The sequence below is a fragment of the Pseudaeromonas pectinilytica genome (assembly GCF_054780855.1).
Genome location: NZ_BAAGVN010000010.1, coordinates 1 through 16,480 on the forward strand (window position 1 = coordinate 1; position 16,480 = coordinate 16,480).

The 16,480-nt window shown below is 57.4% G+C and carries 11 protein-coding genes; 5 read left to right on the forward strand and 6 right to left on the reverse strand.

Annotated elements, in window-relative coordinates; genetic code table 11:
- The 4 genes from ACYVG7_RS00610 to tkt all read right to left on the reverse strand — a co-directional run.
- Positions 1 to 2,219: retention module-containing protein (locus tag ACYVG7_RS00610; protein ID WP_460881320.1), on the reverse strand; the 2,219-nt coding region annotated here is incomplete at its 3' end.
- A 265-nt stretch (positions 2,220 to 2,484) separates the two neighbouring features.
- Positions 2,485 to 3,561 carry a class II fructose-bisphosphate aldolase gene (fbaA, locus tag ACYVG7_RS00615; RefSeq protein ID WP_460881321.1) on the reverse strand — a complete coding sequence of 359 codons (1,077 nt, stop codon included), beginning with the start codon at positions 3,559 to 3,561 and terminating at the stop codon, positions 2,485 to 2,487.
- Positions 3,562 to 3,683: 122 nt separating this feature from the next.
- Positions 3,684 to 4,847 (reverse strand): phosphoglycerate kinase, encoded by a 1,164-nt coding sequence (locus tag ACYVG7_RS00620; protein ID WP_460881322.1) that lies wholly within the window; start codon positions 4,845 to 4,847, stop codon positions 3,684 to 3,686.
- Positions 4,848 to 5,291: 444 nt separating this feature from the next.
- Entirely contained in the window at positions 5,292 to 7,286 is a 1,995-nt protein-coding gene (tkt, locus tag ACYVG7_RS00625) for a transketolase (protein WP_460881323.1), read from the reverse strand.
- A 317-nt stretch (positions 7,287 to 7,603) separates the two neighbouring features.
- Here tkt and metK point away from each other — a divergent pair, with 317 nt between their 5' ends.
- The 4 genes from metK (at position 7,604) to tnpC (ending at position 11,375) form a co-directional block, all read left to right on the forward strand.
- Positions 7,604 to 8,758: a methionine adenosyltransferase gene (gene metK, locus ACYVG7_RS00630; protein WP_460881324.1), complete on the forward strand. Its 1,155-nt coding sequence runs from the start codon at positions 7,604 to 7,606 to the stop codon at positions 8,756 to 8,758.
- A gap of 263 nt (positions 8,759 to 9,021) precedes the next feature.
- On the forward strand, positions 9,022 to 9,324 hold the full coding sequence (gene tnpA / locus ACYVG7_RS00635; RefSeq protein WP_460881325.1) for an IS66 family insertion sequence element accessory protein TnpA: 303 nt from the start codon (positions 9,022 to 9,024) through the stop codon (positions 9,322 to 9,324).
- On the forward strand, positions 9,324 to 9,689 hold the full coding sequence (gene tnpB, locus ACYVG7_RS00640; RefSeq protein WP_149153981.1) for an IS66 family insertion sequence element accessory protein TnpB: 366 nt from the start codon (positions 9,324 to 9,326) through the stop codon (positions 9,687 to 9,689). Before tnpA ends, tnpB begins: the two co-directional genes overlap by 1 nt.
- A 48-nt stretch (positions 9,690 to 9,737) precedes the next feature.
- Complete coding sequence (gene tnpC, locus ACYVG7_RS00645) at positions 9,738 to 11,375, forward strand: IS66 family transposase (RefSeq protein ID WP_460881326.1); 1,638 nt, start codon at positions 9,738 to 9,740, stop codon at positions 11,373 to 11,375.
- 132 nt (positions 11,376 to 11,507) lie between these two features.
- On the opposite strand, the gene guaA is transcribed toward tnpC, so the two are convergent.
- Positions 11,508 to 13,088, reverse strand: coding sequence for a glutamine-hydrolyzing GMP synthase (guaA, locus tag ACYVG7_RS00650; protein ID WP_460881327.1), 1,581 nt, complete (start codon positions 13,086 to 13,088; stop codon positions 11,508 to 11,510).
- Between the two features lie 91 nt (positions 13,089 to 13,179).
- The gene (guaB, locus tag ACYVG7_RS00655) at positions 13,180 to 14,643 is read right to left on the reverse strand and encodes an IMP dehydrogenase (RefSeq protein WP_460881328.1); all 1,464 of its coding nucleotides are present in this window, start codon (positions 14,641 to 14,643) and stop codon (positions 13,180 to 13,182) included.
- Positions 14,644 to 14,817: 174 nt separating this feature from the next.
- Between guaB and xseA the strand changes: the two genes are divergently transcribed.
- The gene (xseA, locus tag ACYVG7_RS00660; RefSeq protein ID WP_460881329.1) at positions 14,818 to 16,167 is read left to right on the forward strand and encodes an exodeoxyribonuclease VII large subunit; all 1,350 of its coding nucleotides are present in this window, start codon (positions 14,818 to 14,820) and stop codon (positions 16,165 to 16,167) included.
- The last annotated feature ends 313 nt before the right edge of the window (positions 16,168 to 16,480 follow it).

Genomic DNA, 16,480 nt, shown 5'->3' on the forward strand with positions numbered 1-16,480 from the left:
ATGATGCTGCCATTGACCGGGGTCTCTTCGTCGGTGTTCAGGCTGACGTTGCTGCTGGTCGGCGCATCGTTCTGCGGTGCCACGCCAATGGTCACGGTACTGGTGGTGCCGCCGCCCTTGCCGTCGCTGACGGTGACGCTAAAGCTGTCACTGCCATTGAAATCTTTGGCCGGGGTATAGGTGAAGGTGCCATCGGCATTTAGCGTCACGCTGCCATTGGCCGGGTTGCTGCCAACTGTGTAGTTCAGGCTATCGCCGTCCAGATCGGTGGCGATGATGCTGCCATTGACCGGGGTATCTTCGTCGGTGTTCAGGCTCAGATCGGTGCTGGTCGGGGCATCGTTGACCGGCGCGACACCAATACTGACCGTACTGGTCGTGGTGCCGCCCTTGCCGTCGCTGATGGTGACGCTAAAGCTGTCGCTGCCATTGAAATTGCTGGCTGGGGTATAGGTGAAAGTGCCGTCGGCATTCAGCGTCACGCTGCCATTGGCCGGGTTGCTGCCAACTGTGTAGTTCAGGCTATCACCATCCAGGTCGGTAGCGATGATGCTGCCATTGACCGGGGTCTCTTCATTGGTGTTCAGGCTGACGTTGCTGCTGGTCGGCGCATCGTTCTGCGGCGCCACACCAATGGTCACGGTGCTGGTCGTGCTGCCGCCCTGGCCGTCGCTGATGGTGACGCTAAAGCTGTCACTGCCATTGAAGTTATTGGCCGGCGTATAGGTGAAAGTGCCATCGGCATTTAGCGTCACGCTGCCATTGGCCGGGTTACTGCCGACTGTGTAGCTCAGGCTATCGCCATCCAGATCGGTGGCGATGATGCTGCCATTGACCGGGGTCTCTTCGTCGGTGTTCAGGCTGACATTGCTGCTGGTCGGCGCATCGTTCTGCGGTGCCACCCCGATGGTCACGGTACTGGTCGTGGTGCCGCCCTTGCCGTCGCTGATGGTGACGCTGAAGCTGTCGCTACCATTGAAGTTATTGGCAGGGGTGTAGGTGAAAGTGCCATCGGTATTCAGCGTCACGCTGCCATTGGCCGGGTTGCTGCCGACTGTGTAGCTCAGGCTATCGCCGTCCAGATCGGTGGCGATGATGCTGCCATTGACCGGGATGTCTTCATTGGTGTTCAGGCTGACGTTGCTGCTGGTCGGCGCATCGTTCTGCGGTGCCACCCCGATGGTCACGGTACTGGTGGTGCTGCCACCATTCTTGCCGTCACTGATGGTCACCGTGAAGCTGTCGCTGCCATTGAAGTTATTGGCTGGGGTGTAGGTGAAGGTGCCGTCGGCATTTAGCGTTACGCTGCCATTGGCCGGAGCACCATTCAGGCTGTAGCTGAGGCTGTCACCATCCAGATCGGTGGCGATGATGCTGCCAGTGACCGGCGTGTCTTCATTGGTGTTCAGGCTGACGTTGCTGCTGGTCGGCGCATCGTTCTGCGGCGCCACACCAATGGTCACGGTGCTGGTCGTGCTGCCGCCCTTGCCGTCGCTGATTGTCACACTGAAGTTGTCGCTGCCATTGAAGTTGCTGGCCGGCGTGTAGGTGAAGGTGCCATCGGCATTTAGCGTCACGCTGCCATTGGCCGGGTTCGTGCCCAGGGCGTAGCTCAGGCTATCGCCATCCAGATCGGTGGCGATGATGCTGCCATTGACCGGGGTATCTTCATCGGTGTTCAGACTCAGATCAGTGCTGGTCGGGGCATTATTGGCGGCAGTGGCATTATCGGTAGTTGTAGTGCTGGCAGGTTGCGATACCGTGGTCGCCGTAGTGGTTGCGGTATAGGTAGTATCAAAACCGGCGGTCGCCAGGGTTGAGTCGGATGTTCGTGCGATCTCGACATAACCGCCATTACCTGAGCCGGAGGCGTCACCGGCGGCGGTTGCCGCCGCACCACCTGCGGCCGTAGCCTCCAGCTTCTGCGTCGGGTCGAGCCCTTCAAGGATCGATTGTTGCAGCTTTTCAATATCGGAAAGCCCGGACGGTTGAGCGTTAGCGGCAACGACCTGGGTATCGGCATCGTCGGCACGCTCCACCGGTTTCGGGGGTACAGGCTCGGTACGCAAGGCTCCATCGCCCTCGACCTGAACCATGACTCCAGCCGGAATGTGTTGCCCGACAGCCAATGGCTGCAGAGTTCCATCCTCTGCGACGATAAAAGCCTTGCTGTTCAATGCAGTTACAACAACTTCACGAGCACTGGAGAATTGTTTCATAGACGCCCCGATAACTTACGGTAATAAAAAAATGCCACCGTAGATGTTAATGGTACTGAAGCGTTAAATCTGCTGCGTAAATTCGAACATCCGGCAGCGCTTATAGACCAAATCTTTCTTATTTTTACATTTGTGATTCTTTTTTGAACTAAACGAAAGCCTTTGATTTCATATACTTACTTTTATTCACTCATTGCGCAGATAAAAAAACACCGGCCAGAGGCCGGTGTTTTCAAAGTCTAAGCTGCGTGAGCAGAGGTCAGACTTACAGTACGTCGATCGCGTTCAGCTCTTTGAACGCCAGTTGCAGACGGGCGATCATGGACTCTTGGCCCTTACGCAGCCATACGCGTGGATCGTAGTATTTCTTGTTCGGTTTGTCGGCACCTTCTGGGTTGCCCAGCTGACCCTGCAGGTAACCTTCGTTAGCCTTGTAGTAGTTCAGCAGACCTTCCCAAGTTGCCCACTGGGTGTCGGTGTCGATGTTCATCTTCACCACGCCGTAGCTGACAGAATCCTTGATTTCCTGAGCGGTAGAGCCTGAGCCACCGTGGAATACGAAGTTCAGAGTCTTGGCCGGAACACCGTACTTCTCGGAAACAAACTTCTGGGAAGCGTCGAGGATGGACGGAGTCAGCTTGACGTTACCTGGCTTGTACACGCCGTGTACGTTACCGAAGGAAGCCGCGATGGTGAAACGTGGGCTGATCTTCAGCAGACGCTCGTAAGCGTAAGCGACATCTTCCGGCTGGGTGTACAGCGCAGATTGGTCCATGTGGCTGTTGTCCACGCCATCTTCTTCGCCACCGGTGCAGCCCAGTTCGAGCTCCAGGGTCATACCCATCTTCGCCATGCGAGTCAGGTACTTGCAGCAGATGTCGATGTTCTCTTCCAGAGACTCTTCAGACAGGTCCAGCATGTGGGAGGAGAACAGCGGCTTGCCAGTTTCAGCAAAATGCTTTTCGCCCGCATCCAGCAGACCGTCAATCCACGGCAGCAGCTTCTTGGCAGCGTGGTCGGTGTGCAGGATCACCGGAACACCGTAGTATTCGGCAACGGCGTGAACGTGCTTGGCACCAGAGATGGCACCCAGGATAGCGGCTTGTTGACCTTCCAGCTTCAGACCCTTACCGGCCATGAATGCAGCGCCACCGTTAGAGAACTGAACAACAACCGGAGCCTTAGCGGTAGCAGCAGCTTCCAGAACGGCGTTGATGGAGTCAGAGCTCACAACGTTAACCGCTGGCAGAGCAAACTGATTAGCCTTGGCAATTTCGAAAACTTTTTGAACGTCGTCGCCAGTGATCACACCCGGTTTAACAAAATCGAAGATCTTAGACATATCTATGGTCCTATCGAGTTTTCGGCATCTGGGAGCAGAGCACCGAAAGAGTTGCAAATATTGTGGTCTCGTCCCTGAGGACGAACAAACGGGAGGTCGAGACCTCCCGTTTGCAGCAAGGCTTAGGCCTTAGCGCGTTCTTCCAGGATAGCTACCGCTGGCAGAACCTTACCTTCTACGAACTCCAGGAAGGCGCCGCCGCCAGTGGAGATGTAGGAAACCTTGTCAGCGATACCGAACTTGTCGATAGCGGCCAGGGTGTCACCACCACCAGCGATAGAGAAGGCTGGAGAGGCAGCGATCGCTTCAGCGATAACCTTAGTGCCTTCAGCGAACTGGTCGAATTCAAACACGCCGACCGGACCGTTCCACAGAATGGTCTTGGCGTTCATGATGATGTCAGCCAGAGCCTTGGCAGAATCCGGGCCGATGTCGAAAATCATGTCGCCATCAGTCACATCTTCAACCGCCTTGATGGTGGCAGGAGTGGACTCGGAGAATTCAGTACCCACAACAACATCGGTGGTCACCGGGATGTTGGTTTCAGCAGCCAGCTTCTTGGCGGTGTCGATCAGGTCGTGCTCGCACAGCGACTTACCAACATTGTGGCCAGCAGCGGCGATGAAGGTGTTGGCGATGCCACCACCGACGACCAGTTGGTCAGCGATCTTGGACAGAGATTCCAGAACGGTCAGCTTGGTAGAAACCTTGGAGCCACCGACGATGGCAACCATAGGACGCTCAGGCTTCAGCATGGCCTTGCCCAGAGCTTCCAGTTCGCCAGCCAGCAGGGGGCCAGCACAGGCAACCGGTGCGTATTGAGCGACACCGTGGGTAGAACCTTCGGCGCGGTGAGCAGTACCGAACGCATCCATAACGAAAACGTCACACAGAGCGGCGTACTTCTTGGCCAGCTCTTCGGTGTTCTTCTTCTCGCCCTTGTTGAAACGGCAGTTTTCCAGCACAACCAGCTCACCAGCGGCGACTTCAACGCCATCCAGGTAATCCTTGGCCAGACGAACCGGGCAGGACAGAGCGTCTTTCAGATAGTTGACTACCGGCAGCAGAGAGAACTCTTCGTTGTACTCGCCTTCGGTCGGACGACCCAGGTGGGAGGTAATCATCAGCTTGGCGCCTTTTTCCAGAGCCAGTTTGATGGTGGGCAGAGTGGCTACGATGCGAGCGTCGGAGGTAACTTTACCATCCTTCACAGGTACGTTCAGGTCGGCACGAATCAGTACGCGCTTACCAGCCAGGTCCAGGTCGGTCATTTTGATCACAGACATATTCAGTCCTCTATGGATTTTCAGACAAAACAATGAGCCTGTTTTTCCCGAGTCGCCTTTGGCTTGCCCGGGTGGCCTTGAGTATCACAAACCGGCATCCCGCCGAGGCTTGCTGGCCAACCGCCGTATCCGCACCAGGCCGACACCACGGTAAAAAGAGGGGGAGAGAAACGCCGTCTCTCGGTCGGCAGGGCGGCATTCTAGCCGTTGTTCCCACCGCTGCGTCTTGACGCATATCAGGCCGGAGTCAAAAACTGTCGTGGGGAAAGTGTGATCGTCAGCGACATCGGCATAAACGATTTCCTACACAGCTCACAGACAGCAGGAATGTGACTTCGGGCGCAAAGAGTTTACTTCGCTTGCCCGGCAAAGGCGATAGGAAGATGGGATTTTATGCAAAAAAAACGGGAGCCCAAGCTCCCGTTTTTGTAGCAAAAATGTTGCTTAGAACAGGGATTCCGCCTGCGCCACCACGTTTTCCACGGTGAAGCCGAACTCCTTGAACAGCAACTCGGCTGGAGCCGATTCGCCAAAGCTGCGCATGCCAACGATCTTGCCGTTCAGGCCGACATACTTGTACCAGTAATCAGCGATACCGGCTTCCACCGCCACACGACGGGTGACAGCAGACGGCAGCACAGATTCTTTGTACTCGCTGCTCTGGGCATCGAACACATCAGTGGCCGGAATGGAGACCACGCGCACCTTGCGCCCCTTGGCTTCCAGCTCGGTGGCCGCGGCCATGGCTAGCTCTACTTCAGAGCCGGTGGCGATCAGGATCAGATCCGGAGTCCCAGCCGCATCTTTCAGGACATAACCACCCTTGGCGACATCGGCCAGTTGCTGGGCAGTACGATCCATCTGCGCCAGATTCTGACGGGAGAAGATCAGCGCTGTCGGGCCATCTTTGCGCTCGATGGCGTACTTCCAGGCCACCGCCGATTCCACCTGGTCACAAGGACGCCAGGTGCTCATGTTCGGCGTCAGACGCAGGGACGCAATCTGCTCGACCGGCTGGTGCGTCGGGCCATCTTCACCCAGACCGATAGAGTCGTGGGTATAGACGAAGATAGAGCGTTGCTTCATCAGCGCCGCCATCCGGACTGCGTTGCGGGCATATTCCATAAACATCAGGAAGGTCGCGCCATACGGGATCAGACCACCGTGCAGGGTAGCGCCGTTCATGATGGCGGACATACCAAACTCACGGACGCCGTAGTGCATATAGTTGCCGGAGGCATCGGTCGGGGTGATGGACTTGGAGCTCTTGTGGATGGTCAGGTTGCTCGGTGCCAGGTCGGCAGAGCCACCCAGCAGTTCTGGCAACAGGGCACCGAAGGCATCCAGAGCGTTCTGGCTGGCCTTACGGGTCGCGATCTTGGCCGGATTGGCTTGCAGATCGGCGATGAACTTGGCGGATTCGGCCGCCCAATTGGCAGGCAGGTCACCGGCCATACGGCGCTCGAATTCAGCGGCCAGTTCCGGATAGGCGGCACGGTAGGCAGCCAGACGCTCGTTCCACTCGCGCTCGACCACTTGACCGTCGGTCTTGGCATCCCACTGGGCATAGTAATCGGCCGGGATATCGAACGGCTCGAAGTTCCAGCCCAGGAATTCACGGGCGGCGGCGATTTCGGCAGCACCCAGCGGTGAACCGTGGCAGTCATGAGAGCCAGCCTTGTTCGGTGAACCGTAGCCGATGACGGTCTTGCAGCACAGCAAGGAAGGCTTGTCGCTCACGGCACGGGCCGCTTCGATGGCCGCCTTGATGGCTTCCGGATCATGACCATCCACGCCACGCACCACATGCCAGCCGTAGGATTCGAAACGAGCGGCGGTATCATCGGTGAACCAGCCTTCGACATGACCATCGATGGAGATGCCGTTGTCATCCCAGAAGGCGACCAGTTTACCCAGCTTCAGGGTACCGGCCAGGGAGCAGGCTTCGTGGGAGATGCCTTCCATCATGCAACCGTCACCCATGAACACATAGGTGTGGTGATCGACCACTGTATGGTCCGGACGGTTGAACTGGGCCGCCAGGATCTTCTCGGCCAGCGCCATACCGACACCGTTGGTGATGCCCTGCCCCAGCGGACCGGTCGTGGTTTCGACGCCCGGTGCATAGCCATATTCCGGGTGACCCGGGGTACGGCTGTGCAGTTGACGGAAGTTCTTCAGATCGTCGATGGAGAGATCATAACCAGTCAGATGCAGCAAGGAGTAGAGCAACATGGAGCCATGACCGTTGGAGAGAATAAAACGGTCGCGGTCGGCCCACTTCGGGTTGGTCGGGTTATGTTTGAGGTAATCGCGCCACAATACCTCGGCGATATCCGCCATGCCCATGGGGGCGCCCGGGTGACCGGAATTGGCTTTTTGCACGGCATCCATACTCAATGCACGGACGGCATTGGCTAACTCTTTACGAGAAGGCATCTATTACTCCTGGGGTCTTCATAGCACTGTGCCAGTTTGGGGCGGCTATTGTCCCAAACCCCTCCGACTGGCGCAAATACTATCTCTCGGCCCGTTTTTTGTTCTGGGAGCGCAAGCGTTATCGCCGCAGACTCACTATGCTCAAGCCACGCCGCTGGCGCTTTTCACCAGTGAACCTCGGCAGCTCCGACGCGGCACACCATTTTTTGCTGGCAATAGCCGCCTCGCAAAAATAGAATAGACGTCCAGATGTGAATACTTCTATTCACCGCCGTCACCACGGCTGATCCCAGCAAGCATTTTTAGAAGAGAACAACATGGCCAGACTGTTTACCTCCGAATCCGTCTCCGAAGGACATCCCGACAAGATCGCTGACCAGATCTCCGATGCAGTTCTGGATGCCATCCTGGCGCAGGATCCTATGGCCCGTGTGGCCTGCGAAAGCTTCGTCAAGACCGGTATGGTTCTGGTCGGTGGCGAAATTACCACCTCCGCCTGGGTCGATATCGAAGAGCTGGTGCGTCAGACAGTACGCGACATCGGCTATGTCCACTCCGACATGGGCTTCGATGCCAACTCCTGCGCCGTGCTCAGCGCCATCGGCAAACAATCCCCGGATATCAACCGCGGTGTCGACCGTAAAGACCCCAAAGAGCTGGGTGCAGGTGACCAGGGCCTGATGTTCGGTTATGCCACCAATGAGACCGGTGTGCTGATGCCCGCTCCTATCACCTATGCCCACCTGCTGGTCAAGCGCCAGTCCGAGGTGCGCAAGAGCGGCGTGTTGCCCTGGCTGCGTCCGGATGCCAAGAGCCAGATCACCTTTGCCTACGACAGCAACGGCAAGATCCAGGGTATCGATGCCGTAGTGCTCTCCACCCAGCACCGAGAAGATATCGAGCACGATGAGCTGGTCGAAGCCGTGCAGGAAGAGATCATCAAGCCGGTACTGCCCAAAGAGTGGCTGAACCACAACACCAAATACTTCATCAACCCGACCGGCCGTTTCGTTATCGGCGGCCCCATGGGCGATTGCGGTCTGACCGGTCGCAAGATCATCGTTGATACCTACGGCGGCATGGCCCGTCACGGTGGCGGTGCCTTCTCCGGTAAGGATCCGTCCAAGGTGGATCGCTCCGCCGCCTACGCCGCCCGTTATGTCGCCAAGAATATCGTCGCTGCGGGTCTGGCCGATCGCTGTGAAATCCAGGTCTCCTACGCCATCGGCGTGGCCGAGCCGACCTCCATCAGCGTCGAAACCTTCGGCACCGGCAAGCTGGACGAGAGTCATCTCATCAAGCTGGTCCGTCAGTTCTTCGATCTGCGCCCTTACGGCCTCATCGAAATGCTGGATCTGAAGCGCCCGATCTACCAGGCCACCGCCGCCTACGGTCACTTCGGTCGCGAAGAGTTCCCATGGGAGAAGACCGACAAGGCCGAACTGCTGCGCGATGCGGCCGGTCTGAAATAACCCCGTCGGATTAGCTTAGAAAAATCGAAGGAGGCGAAAGCCTCCTTTGTTTTTGCTGGGGGCTTAAGGTTCTGTACACAGAACGATATTCCAAACTACATCACATCAAGGCCTAATCCATCAATGTAACTGGAGAGTGATTTTATATAAGAAGTTCTTTCCAGTCCAAATTCAAACAGTAAGCGCCCTTGAATCGGCATCTGTTTTTCCCAAAATCAGCTCGTCACACTTGAAATCCATTACCTCTTCGTTGGATTTCCACTATGACCACTCAAGAACGTGCTGATTTTTGGCAGCAGCAGATCTCTGCCTGGCTTGACTCCGGCCTCTCCGGCCACGCCTTTTGCAAAAGCCAGGCACTGGTCTATCACCAGTTTGCTTACTGGCGCAAAAAGCTCGAACAGCCTGCGGCCCCGGACTCTCTTCCCGGCTTTGCCAGAGTCACCATGCCTGCTCCTGTCGCGACCGAAGTCGGCTTGACGCTCACCTTACCTAACGGGATCACCCTCTCCGGGTTACATCTGGGCAATATCGATTTGCTCGGCGCTATCATGAGGCAGTTGTAATGCGCCCTCGTTACTTGCGTCCGGCTTTAACCATGCCGCAGATCTACCTCTATCGGGCGCCTATCGATTTTCGTAAACAGGCCCATGGTCTGGCGGCGCTGGTCGAGCAGCAACTGGGGCACAACCCGTTCACCGGTGCCCTCTATGCCTTTACCAATCGCCGCCGCAACAAGATCAAGTGTCTGATGTGGGAGGACAACGGCTTTGTGCTCTATTACAAGGCCCTGGCTGAGGAGAAATTCAAGTGGCCATCGCCTGCCGATGAGCTACTCTCCCTCTCTTCCGAGCAGATCAACTGGTTGCTCGATGGCTACGATATCTCCTTGATGCAGGGCCATAAAACACTGCATTACGAGACGCTTTAATACCACCAAGCTCGTGCTTTACCGCCTTGTTTTTGTTATAATTTCCTCATGAAAACGACGCCAAATAACCTCACCCCATCACCTGATCTCAGCGGCCTTGGCGCCTCTGAGTTGTTGGCTGTTATTGCGGGTTTTCAGCAACAGTTGGCGTTAAAAGACGAAGCTCTTCAATCCAAAGAAGAGGCTATCCAGCGGCGTGACGCCCATATCCTGTTACTCGAAGAGCTGCTGCGTCTGCGCAGGATCCAGCGCTTTGCCGCCAGCAGCGAGAAACTCCATCAGCTCCAGCTCTTTGATGAGGCAGAGCTGGAAGCGGACATCGACGCCCTGCTGGCCCAGTTACCCGATGACCTGCCACAAACCCCCGAGCCCAAAGCCAAGACGCGCCGCCAACGTGGCTTCTCGGCCTCACTGCTGCGCGAGCGCATCGAACTTACCCTCAGCGATGAGCAGAAAGCCGGGGCCAGCAAGGTGTTCTTTACCAAGGTCAAAGAGGAGTTGCAGTTCATTCCGGCTCAACTCAAGGTGCTGGAGATCTGGCAAGAGAAGGCGGTGTTCGAGCGTGATGGCGAAGAGGTGATCCTCGCGGCCAACCGCCCCGTACACCCGCTGGGCAAATGTATCGCCACGCCGTCATTGCTGGGCTACATCATTACCTCTAAGTATGCCGATGGCCTGCCACTGTACCGTCTGGAGCAGATGTTCAAGCGCCTGGGGCAGGAGGTGAGCCGCACCAGCATGGCCCACTGGATCATCCGGCTGGATGAGGTGTTCCAGCCATTGATGAACCTGCTGCGCGAGGAGCAGAACCACGCGACGTACCTGCAAGCCGACGAGACGCGGATCCAGGTGCTCAAAGAAGAGGGAAAAACTGCGCAATCGGACAAATGGATGTGGGTGACCCGCGGTGGTCCACCGGGCCGCCCCTCTGTGCTATTTGAATATGATCCGTCGCGCGCCGGAAGCGTTCCTGTGCGTCTGCTGGACGGCTTTAGCGGCATACTGCAGGCCGATGGTTATTCCGGATATAGCCAGGTGTGCAAAGAGAGCGGCCTGACACGGATTGGCTGCTGGGATCATGCGCGGCGCAAATTCATCGAAGCGACCCAAGCCGCGCCGTCCGTTGCGAAGGGCAAGAGCAAGCCCGGTGCCAGCAAGGCCGATGTGGCCCTGGGGTACATAGGTAAGCTCTATGCCATCGAGCGGGAGCAGAAGGAGCACAGTGATGCCGAGCGCTATCAGGCACGGCAGACACGTAGCGTACCGCTATTGGCGGAGCTCAAAACCTGGCTGGAGAACAACGTCGGCAAGGTGATGAAAGGCTCGCTGACAAGAAAGGCGATGGAATACACGCTGGGGCAGTGGTCCTATCTAGTCGGCTACTGCGAGCGGGGTGATCTGCACATCAGCAATATCCTGGCGGAGAACGCAATCCGCCCGTTCGCCGTGGGGCGCAAGGCGTGGTTGTTCGCCGACAGCGCGCAAGGCGCCAAGGCCAGTGCGACCTGCTACTCGTTGCTGGAGACAGCCAAAGCCAATGAACTGGAGCCATCAGCGTATATCAACCATGTGCTGGCGCAGATCGGCGCAGCCGATACCCTGGAAAAGCTCGAAGCCCTGCTGCCATGGAACGTCCCGCTGGAGCCCATTGCAAAAAAAGTGACTCAATACAACGAAGGCAAGTAGGCCGATTTAGCGGCGCTTACAGCTGTTGCGCTGTCTTCTGATCGATGAACTTCTGCAATGCCAGTGAAGCCAGAATAAAAAAGCCCATGTTTCCATGGGCTTTTTGTCTAACTCAGAACGAACAAGGCGGGATTATTCCCACTCGATGGTTGCGGGTGGCTTGCCGGAGACATCATAAACCACGCGGCTGATGCCGTTGATTTCGTTGATGATCCGGTTGGAGACATGACCCAGCAGCTCATAGGGCAGGTGTGCCCAGTGGGCGGTCATGAAGTCGATGGTTTCCACGGCACGCAGGGAGACGACCCAGTCGTACTTGCGGCCATCGCCCATCACGCCCACAGAGCGGACCGGCAGGAAGACCACGAAGGCCTGGCTGACCTTGTGGTACAAATCGGCCTTGCGCAGCTCTTCGATGAAGATGGCATCGGCGCGGCGCAGCAGTTCGCAATACTCTTTTTTGACTTCGCCCAGTACCCGCACGCCCAGACCCGGTCCCGGGAACGGATGGCGATAGAGCATGTCGTAGGGCAGACCCAGCTCCAGACCGACGCGACGCACTTCATCTTTGAACAGTTCGCGCAACGGCTCGACCAGCCCCATCTTCATATCATCGGGCAGACCGCCGACATTATGGTGGGACTTGATGACATGGGCCTTGCCGGTCTTGGAGGCGGCAGATTCGATAACATCCGGATAGATGGTGCCTTGGGCCAGCCACTTGACGTTGCTCAACTTCTTGGACTCATCATCGAAGACTTCGACGAACACCCGGCCAATGATCTTACGCTTGGCCTCCGGATCCGCCTCGCCCGCCAGTGCGGAGAGGAAGCGCTCTTCGGCTTTGACGTGAACAATGTTCAGACCGAAATGGTCACCGAACATCTCCATCACCTGGGCACCTTCATTCAGGCGCAGCAGACCGTTGTCGACGAACACACAAGTCAGCTGTTTGCCGATGGCGCGATGCAGCAGCATGGCGACCACGGAGGAGTCCACGCCACCGGAGAGACCCAGGATCACCTGATCACTGCCGACTTGCTCGCGGATCCGCGCGATGGCGTCATCAATGATGGTGGCCGGTGTCCACAGGGACTCACAACCGCAGATATTCTTGACGAAATTCTCCAGCATACGTGCGCCCTGACGGGTGTGGGTCACCTCCGGATGGAACTGCACGCCGTAGAAGTGGCGGCTCTCATCGGCCATGGCGGCATGAGGACAGTTTGGCGTAGAAGAGGTGGTGACAAAGCCCTGCGGGATAGCAGTCACCTTGTCGCCATGGCTCATCCAGACATCCAGCAGCGGCGTGCCGGTTTCGCTCAAGGCATCTTCAATCTTGTCGAACAAGGCACAAGGGCTCGTCACTTCGATTTGGGCATAGCCAAACTCGCGGTGGGTGGTCGAACCTTCAACCTTGCCGCCCAGCTGCTCCGCCATGGTCTGCATGCCGTAACAGATGCCCAGCACTGGTACGCCAGCCTCGAACACATATTGCGGGGCACGCGGACTACCCGCCTCGGTGACCGACTCAGGGCCGCCGGAGAGGATGATGCCGTGAGGGTTGAATTCGCGGATCTGCTCTTCGGTGACATCCCACGCCCACAATTCGCAGTAGACGCCGATTTCACGCACGCGACGAGCAATCAGTTGGGTAACCTGGGAACCGAAGTCCAGGATCAGAATACGGTGATCGTGAATGTTTTTGCTCATGGTCTTCCTGATCTGACACTGTAATTGCGGCGCTGGTACACAGGGCCGCCAAACATAAAGAAGACAGGGCGCCGAGCGCCCTGTTTGCCCATCAACCCATGCGGTAGTTGGGGGCTTCCTTGGTAATGGTCACGTCGTGAACGTGGGATTCCTTGATACCAGCGCCGGTAATACGCACAAACTCGGCCTTGGTTCGCAGATCCTCGATGGTGGCGCTACCGGTCAAGCCCATGGCAGAGCGCAGGCCACCCATCTGTTGATGGATGATCTCCTTGACCAGTCCCTTGTAGGGTACCCGACCTTCGATCCCTTCCGGAACCAGCTTGTCAGCGGCGTTATCGGACTGGAAGTAGCGATCGGAAGAGCCCTTGGACATAGCACCCAGGGAGCCCATGCCGCGGTAGGACTTGAAGGAGCGGCCTTGATACAGCTCGATCTCGCCCGGAGACTCTTCGGTACCGGCAAACATGGAGCCGACCATGACGAGACTGGCACCCGCGGCAATCGACTTGGCGATGTCACCCGAGAAGCGGATACCGCCATCGGCGATGACCGGGATCCCAGTGCCCTTGAGAGCTTCAACCGCATCGGCAACCGCAGTAATTTGCGGAACACCGCAGCCGGTGACGATCCGGGTGGTACAGATGGAGCCAGGGCCGATACCGACCTTGACCGCACTGCAACCGGCTTCGGCCAGCGCCAGAGCACCTGCGGCCGTGGCCACGTTACCACCGACGATCTGCAGATCCGGATAAGCCAGACGGGTCGCACGGATACGATCCAGAACGCCTTGGGAGTGGCCATGGGAGGAGTCAATCAGCAGCACATCGACACCGGCTTCCACCAGCGCCGCAATGCGCTCTTCATTGCCAGCACCGGCACCCACGGCGGCACCGACCCGCAGACGACCCAGAGCATCCTTACAGGCATTGGGCTTGCGCTCGGCCTTCTGGAAATCCTTGGCGGTGATCATGCCGGTCAGGTGGAACTGCTCGTCGGTGATCAGAACCTTCTCGATGCGGTGTTTCTGCATCAGACTCTGAACCTCTTCACGAGATGCGTTTTGCATCACAGTGACCAGGCGAGCCTTAGGTGTCATGACTTCGTGGGCTTTCAAGGAGAGGTCGGTGACGAAACGCACATCACGACCCGTGATGATACCTTCGAGTTCACCGGCCGCGGTCACCACCGGGAAACCGGCAAAACCACAGGAGTAAGTCAACTCCTTGATCTCGGCGATGGTCATCTCGGGATGCACGGTAACAGGGCTGGCAACAATACCACTTTCGAACTTCTTCACGCGGCGCACCTTGTCGGCTTGCAGCTCGATAGACATGTTCTTGTGGATAAAACCAAGACCACCTTCCTGCGCCAGGGCAATCGCCAAACGGGCACCGGTGACGGTGTCCATAGCAGCGGAGACCATAGGAATATTCAAAACAATATCCTTGGTCAGGCGAGTACGCAGATCAGCGGTATGGGGTAACACTTGAGAGTGAGCCGGAACCAACAAAACATCGTCGAAGGTCAGGGCTTCTTTGGCTATACGCAACATGGCAATATCTCACCGTTAGGGAGGTTGAGGGGTGGGTAAAATATTGCAGCGAGATTCTAGGCAGTTGATCCCTGTTGGTAAAGCTCTTTTTGTTGTTTTTTTACGAAAACCAGTTTCGCCAATGACTTGCCGGTTCGGTAAAATGGCGGTCGACGTTCCTGTGAGGAAAACCCAGTGCCAGAAGCCAAGCAAACGATTTTCACCGTTTCCCGACTGAATAGCGCCGTCCGTATCCTGCTCGAACAGGAGATGGGATTGGTGTGGTTAGTGGGTGAAATATCCAATCTGGTACTGCACAGCTCCGGTCACTGGTATTTTTCCTTGAAGGATCCATCAGCCCAGGTCAAAGCCGCCATGTTTCGCGGCAACAACCGCCGGGTCTCCTTCCGGCCACAGGATGGTCAACAGGTCCTGGTCCAGGCCCGGTTATCGCTGTATGAACCCAGAGGCGAGTACCAGCTCATCATCGAGAGCATGCGGCCAGCCGGTGATGGTCAGCTCCAGCTACAACTGGAACAACTCAAACAACGCTTGCAGGCTGAAGGCCTGTTTGCCGCCGAACGCAAACGTCCCCTGCCTCGTCAGCCGCAACAGATTGGACTCATTACCTCACCCACCGGGGCGGCGATCCACGACATGCTGACCGTGCTCAAACGCCGGGCACCAGGAATTCCGGTCATCCTCTATCCGGCCCAGGTGCAGGGCGCGCAAGCGGCCGAGCAGCTGATAGCGGCCCTGCAGCGAGCCAACCAGCGGGATGAGTGTGATGTGCTCATCATCGGCCGCGGCGGCGGAGCCAGTGAGGACTTGTGGTGCTTCAATGACGAACGTCTGGTGCGAGCCATCGCCAATAGTCTGCTGCCGATCGTCAGTGCGGTGGGCCACGAGAGTGATGTCACCTTGAGTGATTTTGCCGCCGACCTGCGGGCCGCGACCCCCTCTGCGGCGGCCGAGTTAGTCAGCCCGGATCAGAGCGAACTGCAGCAACGCCTCCAGGCTCTCGGACAGCGCTTGACGCGGGTCAGTCAGCAAGCGTTGACTCTCGGCACTCACCGCCTGCACATGCTGCAGCAGCGCCTGCAGCATCAGCATCCGGAGCGCCGACTGCAACAGCAGCAACAACGACTGGATGAACTGCAGGGCCGGCTGAGGTTAGCGCTGCGGCAACGACTGCTCGACGCCGGCCGGCGGTTGGAGCGTGTCGAATATCGATTACACCAGCAATCACCGAACGTTCGTTTGCGGGAAGCAAGACAGCGCTTGGAGCAACAGCAGCAGTTGCTGCAACAGTGCGTTCAGCAACGGATGGAGCAACTGCGCCACCGTCACGGCCTGCTACTAACCCGTCTGGACGCCATCAGCCCCTTGGCCACGCTAGCTCGCGGCTACAGCATCACCCAGGATGCCCAAGGGCAGGTGCTGAAATCAGTGACGCAAACCGCACCCGGACAACACCTGACCACTCGACTCGGCGATGGCGAACTACAGGTCGCGGTGATGCAGGTGCAGCGAATACCTCACTAAACACCCGATGGACGCCCCGAATACCAAGTAACGCGAACTGGCTCCGGGTAAACGATGCCGCATTCTGCTATCACTGCTGCATCCATAAATCAGGGGGTTGCTGCGTCCATGCTCATTGTCCAGACCTCAGGTTTGCTGTACAGGCCGATGCGGTATGGCGGCACTATCTGACCCTGAAGCCGCAACTGGTCATCATCGGCGATGATGATGGCATTAACCTGCTCGCACCGCCTCACGAGGGGACTACTGGTTTAGCCATGTCGCTGGAATTTGCAGCTGCCGGCCGATATGGCCCGACAGGCCCAGTGGACCG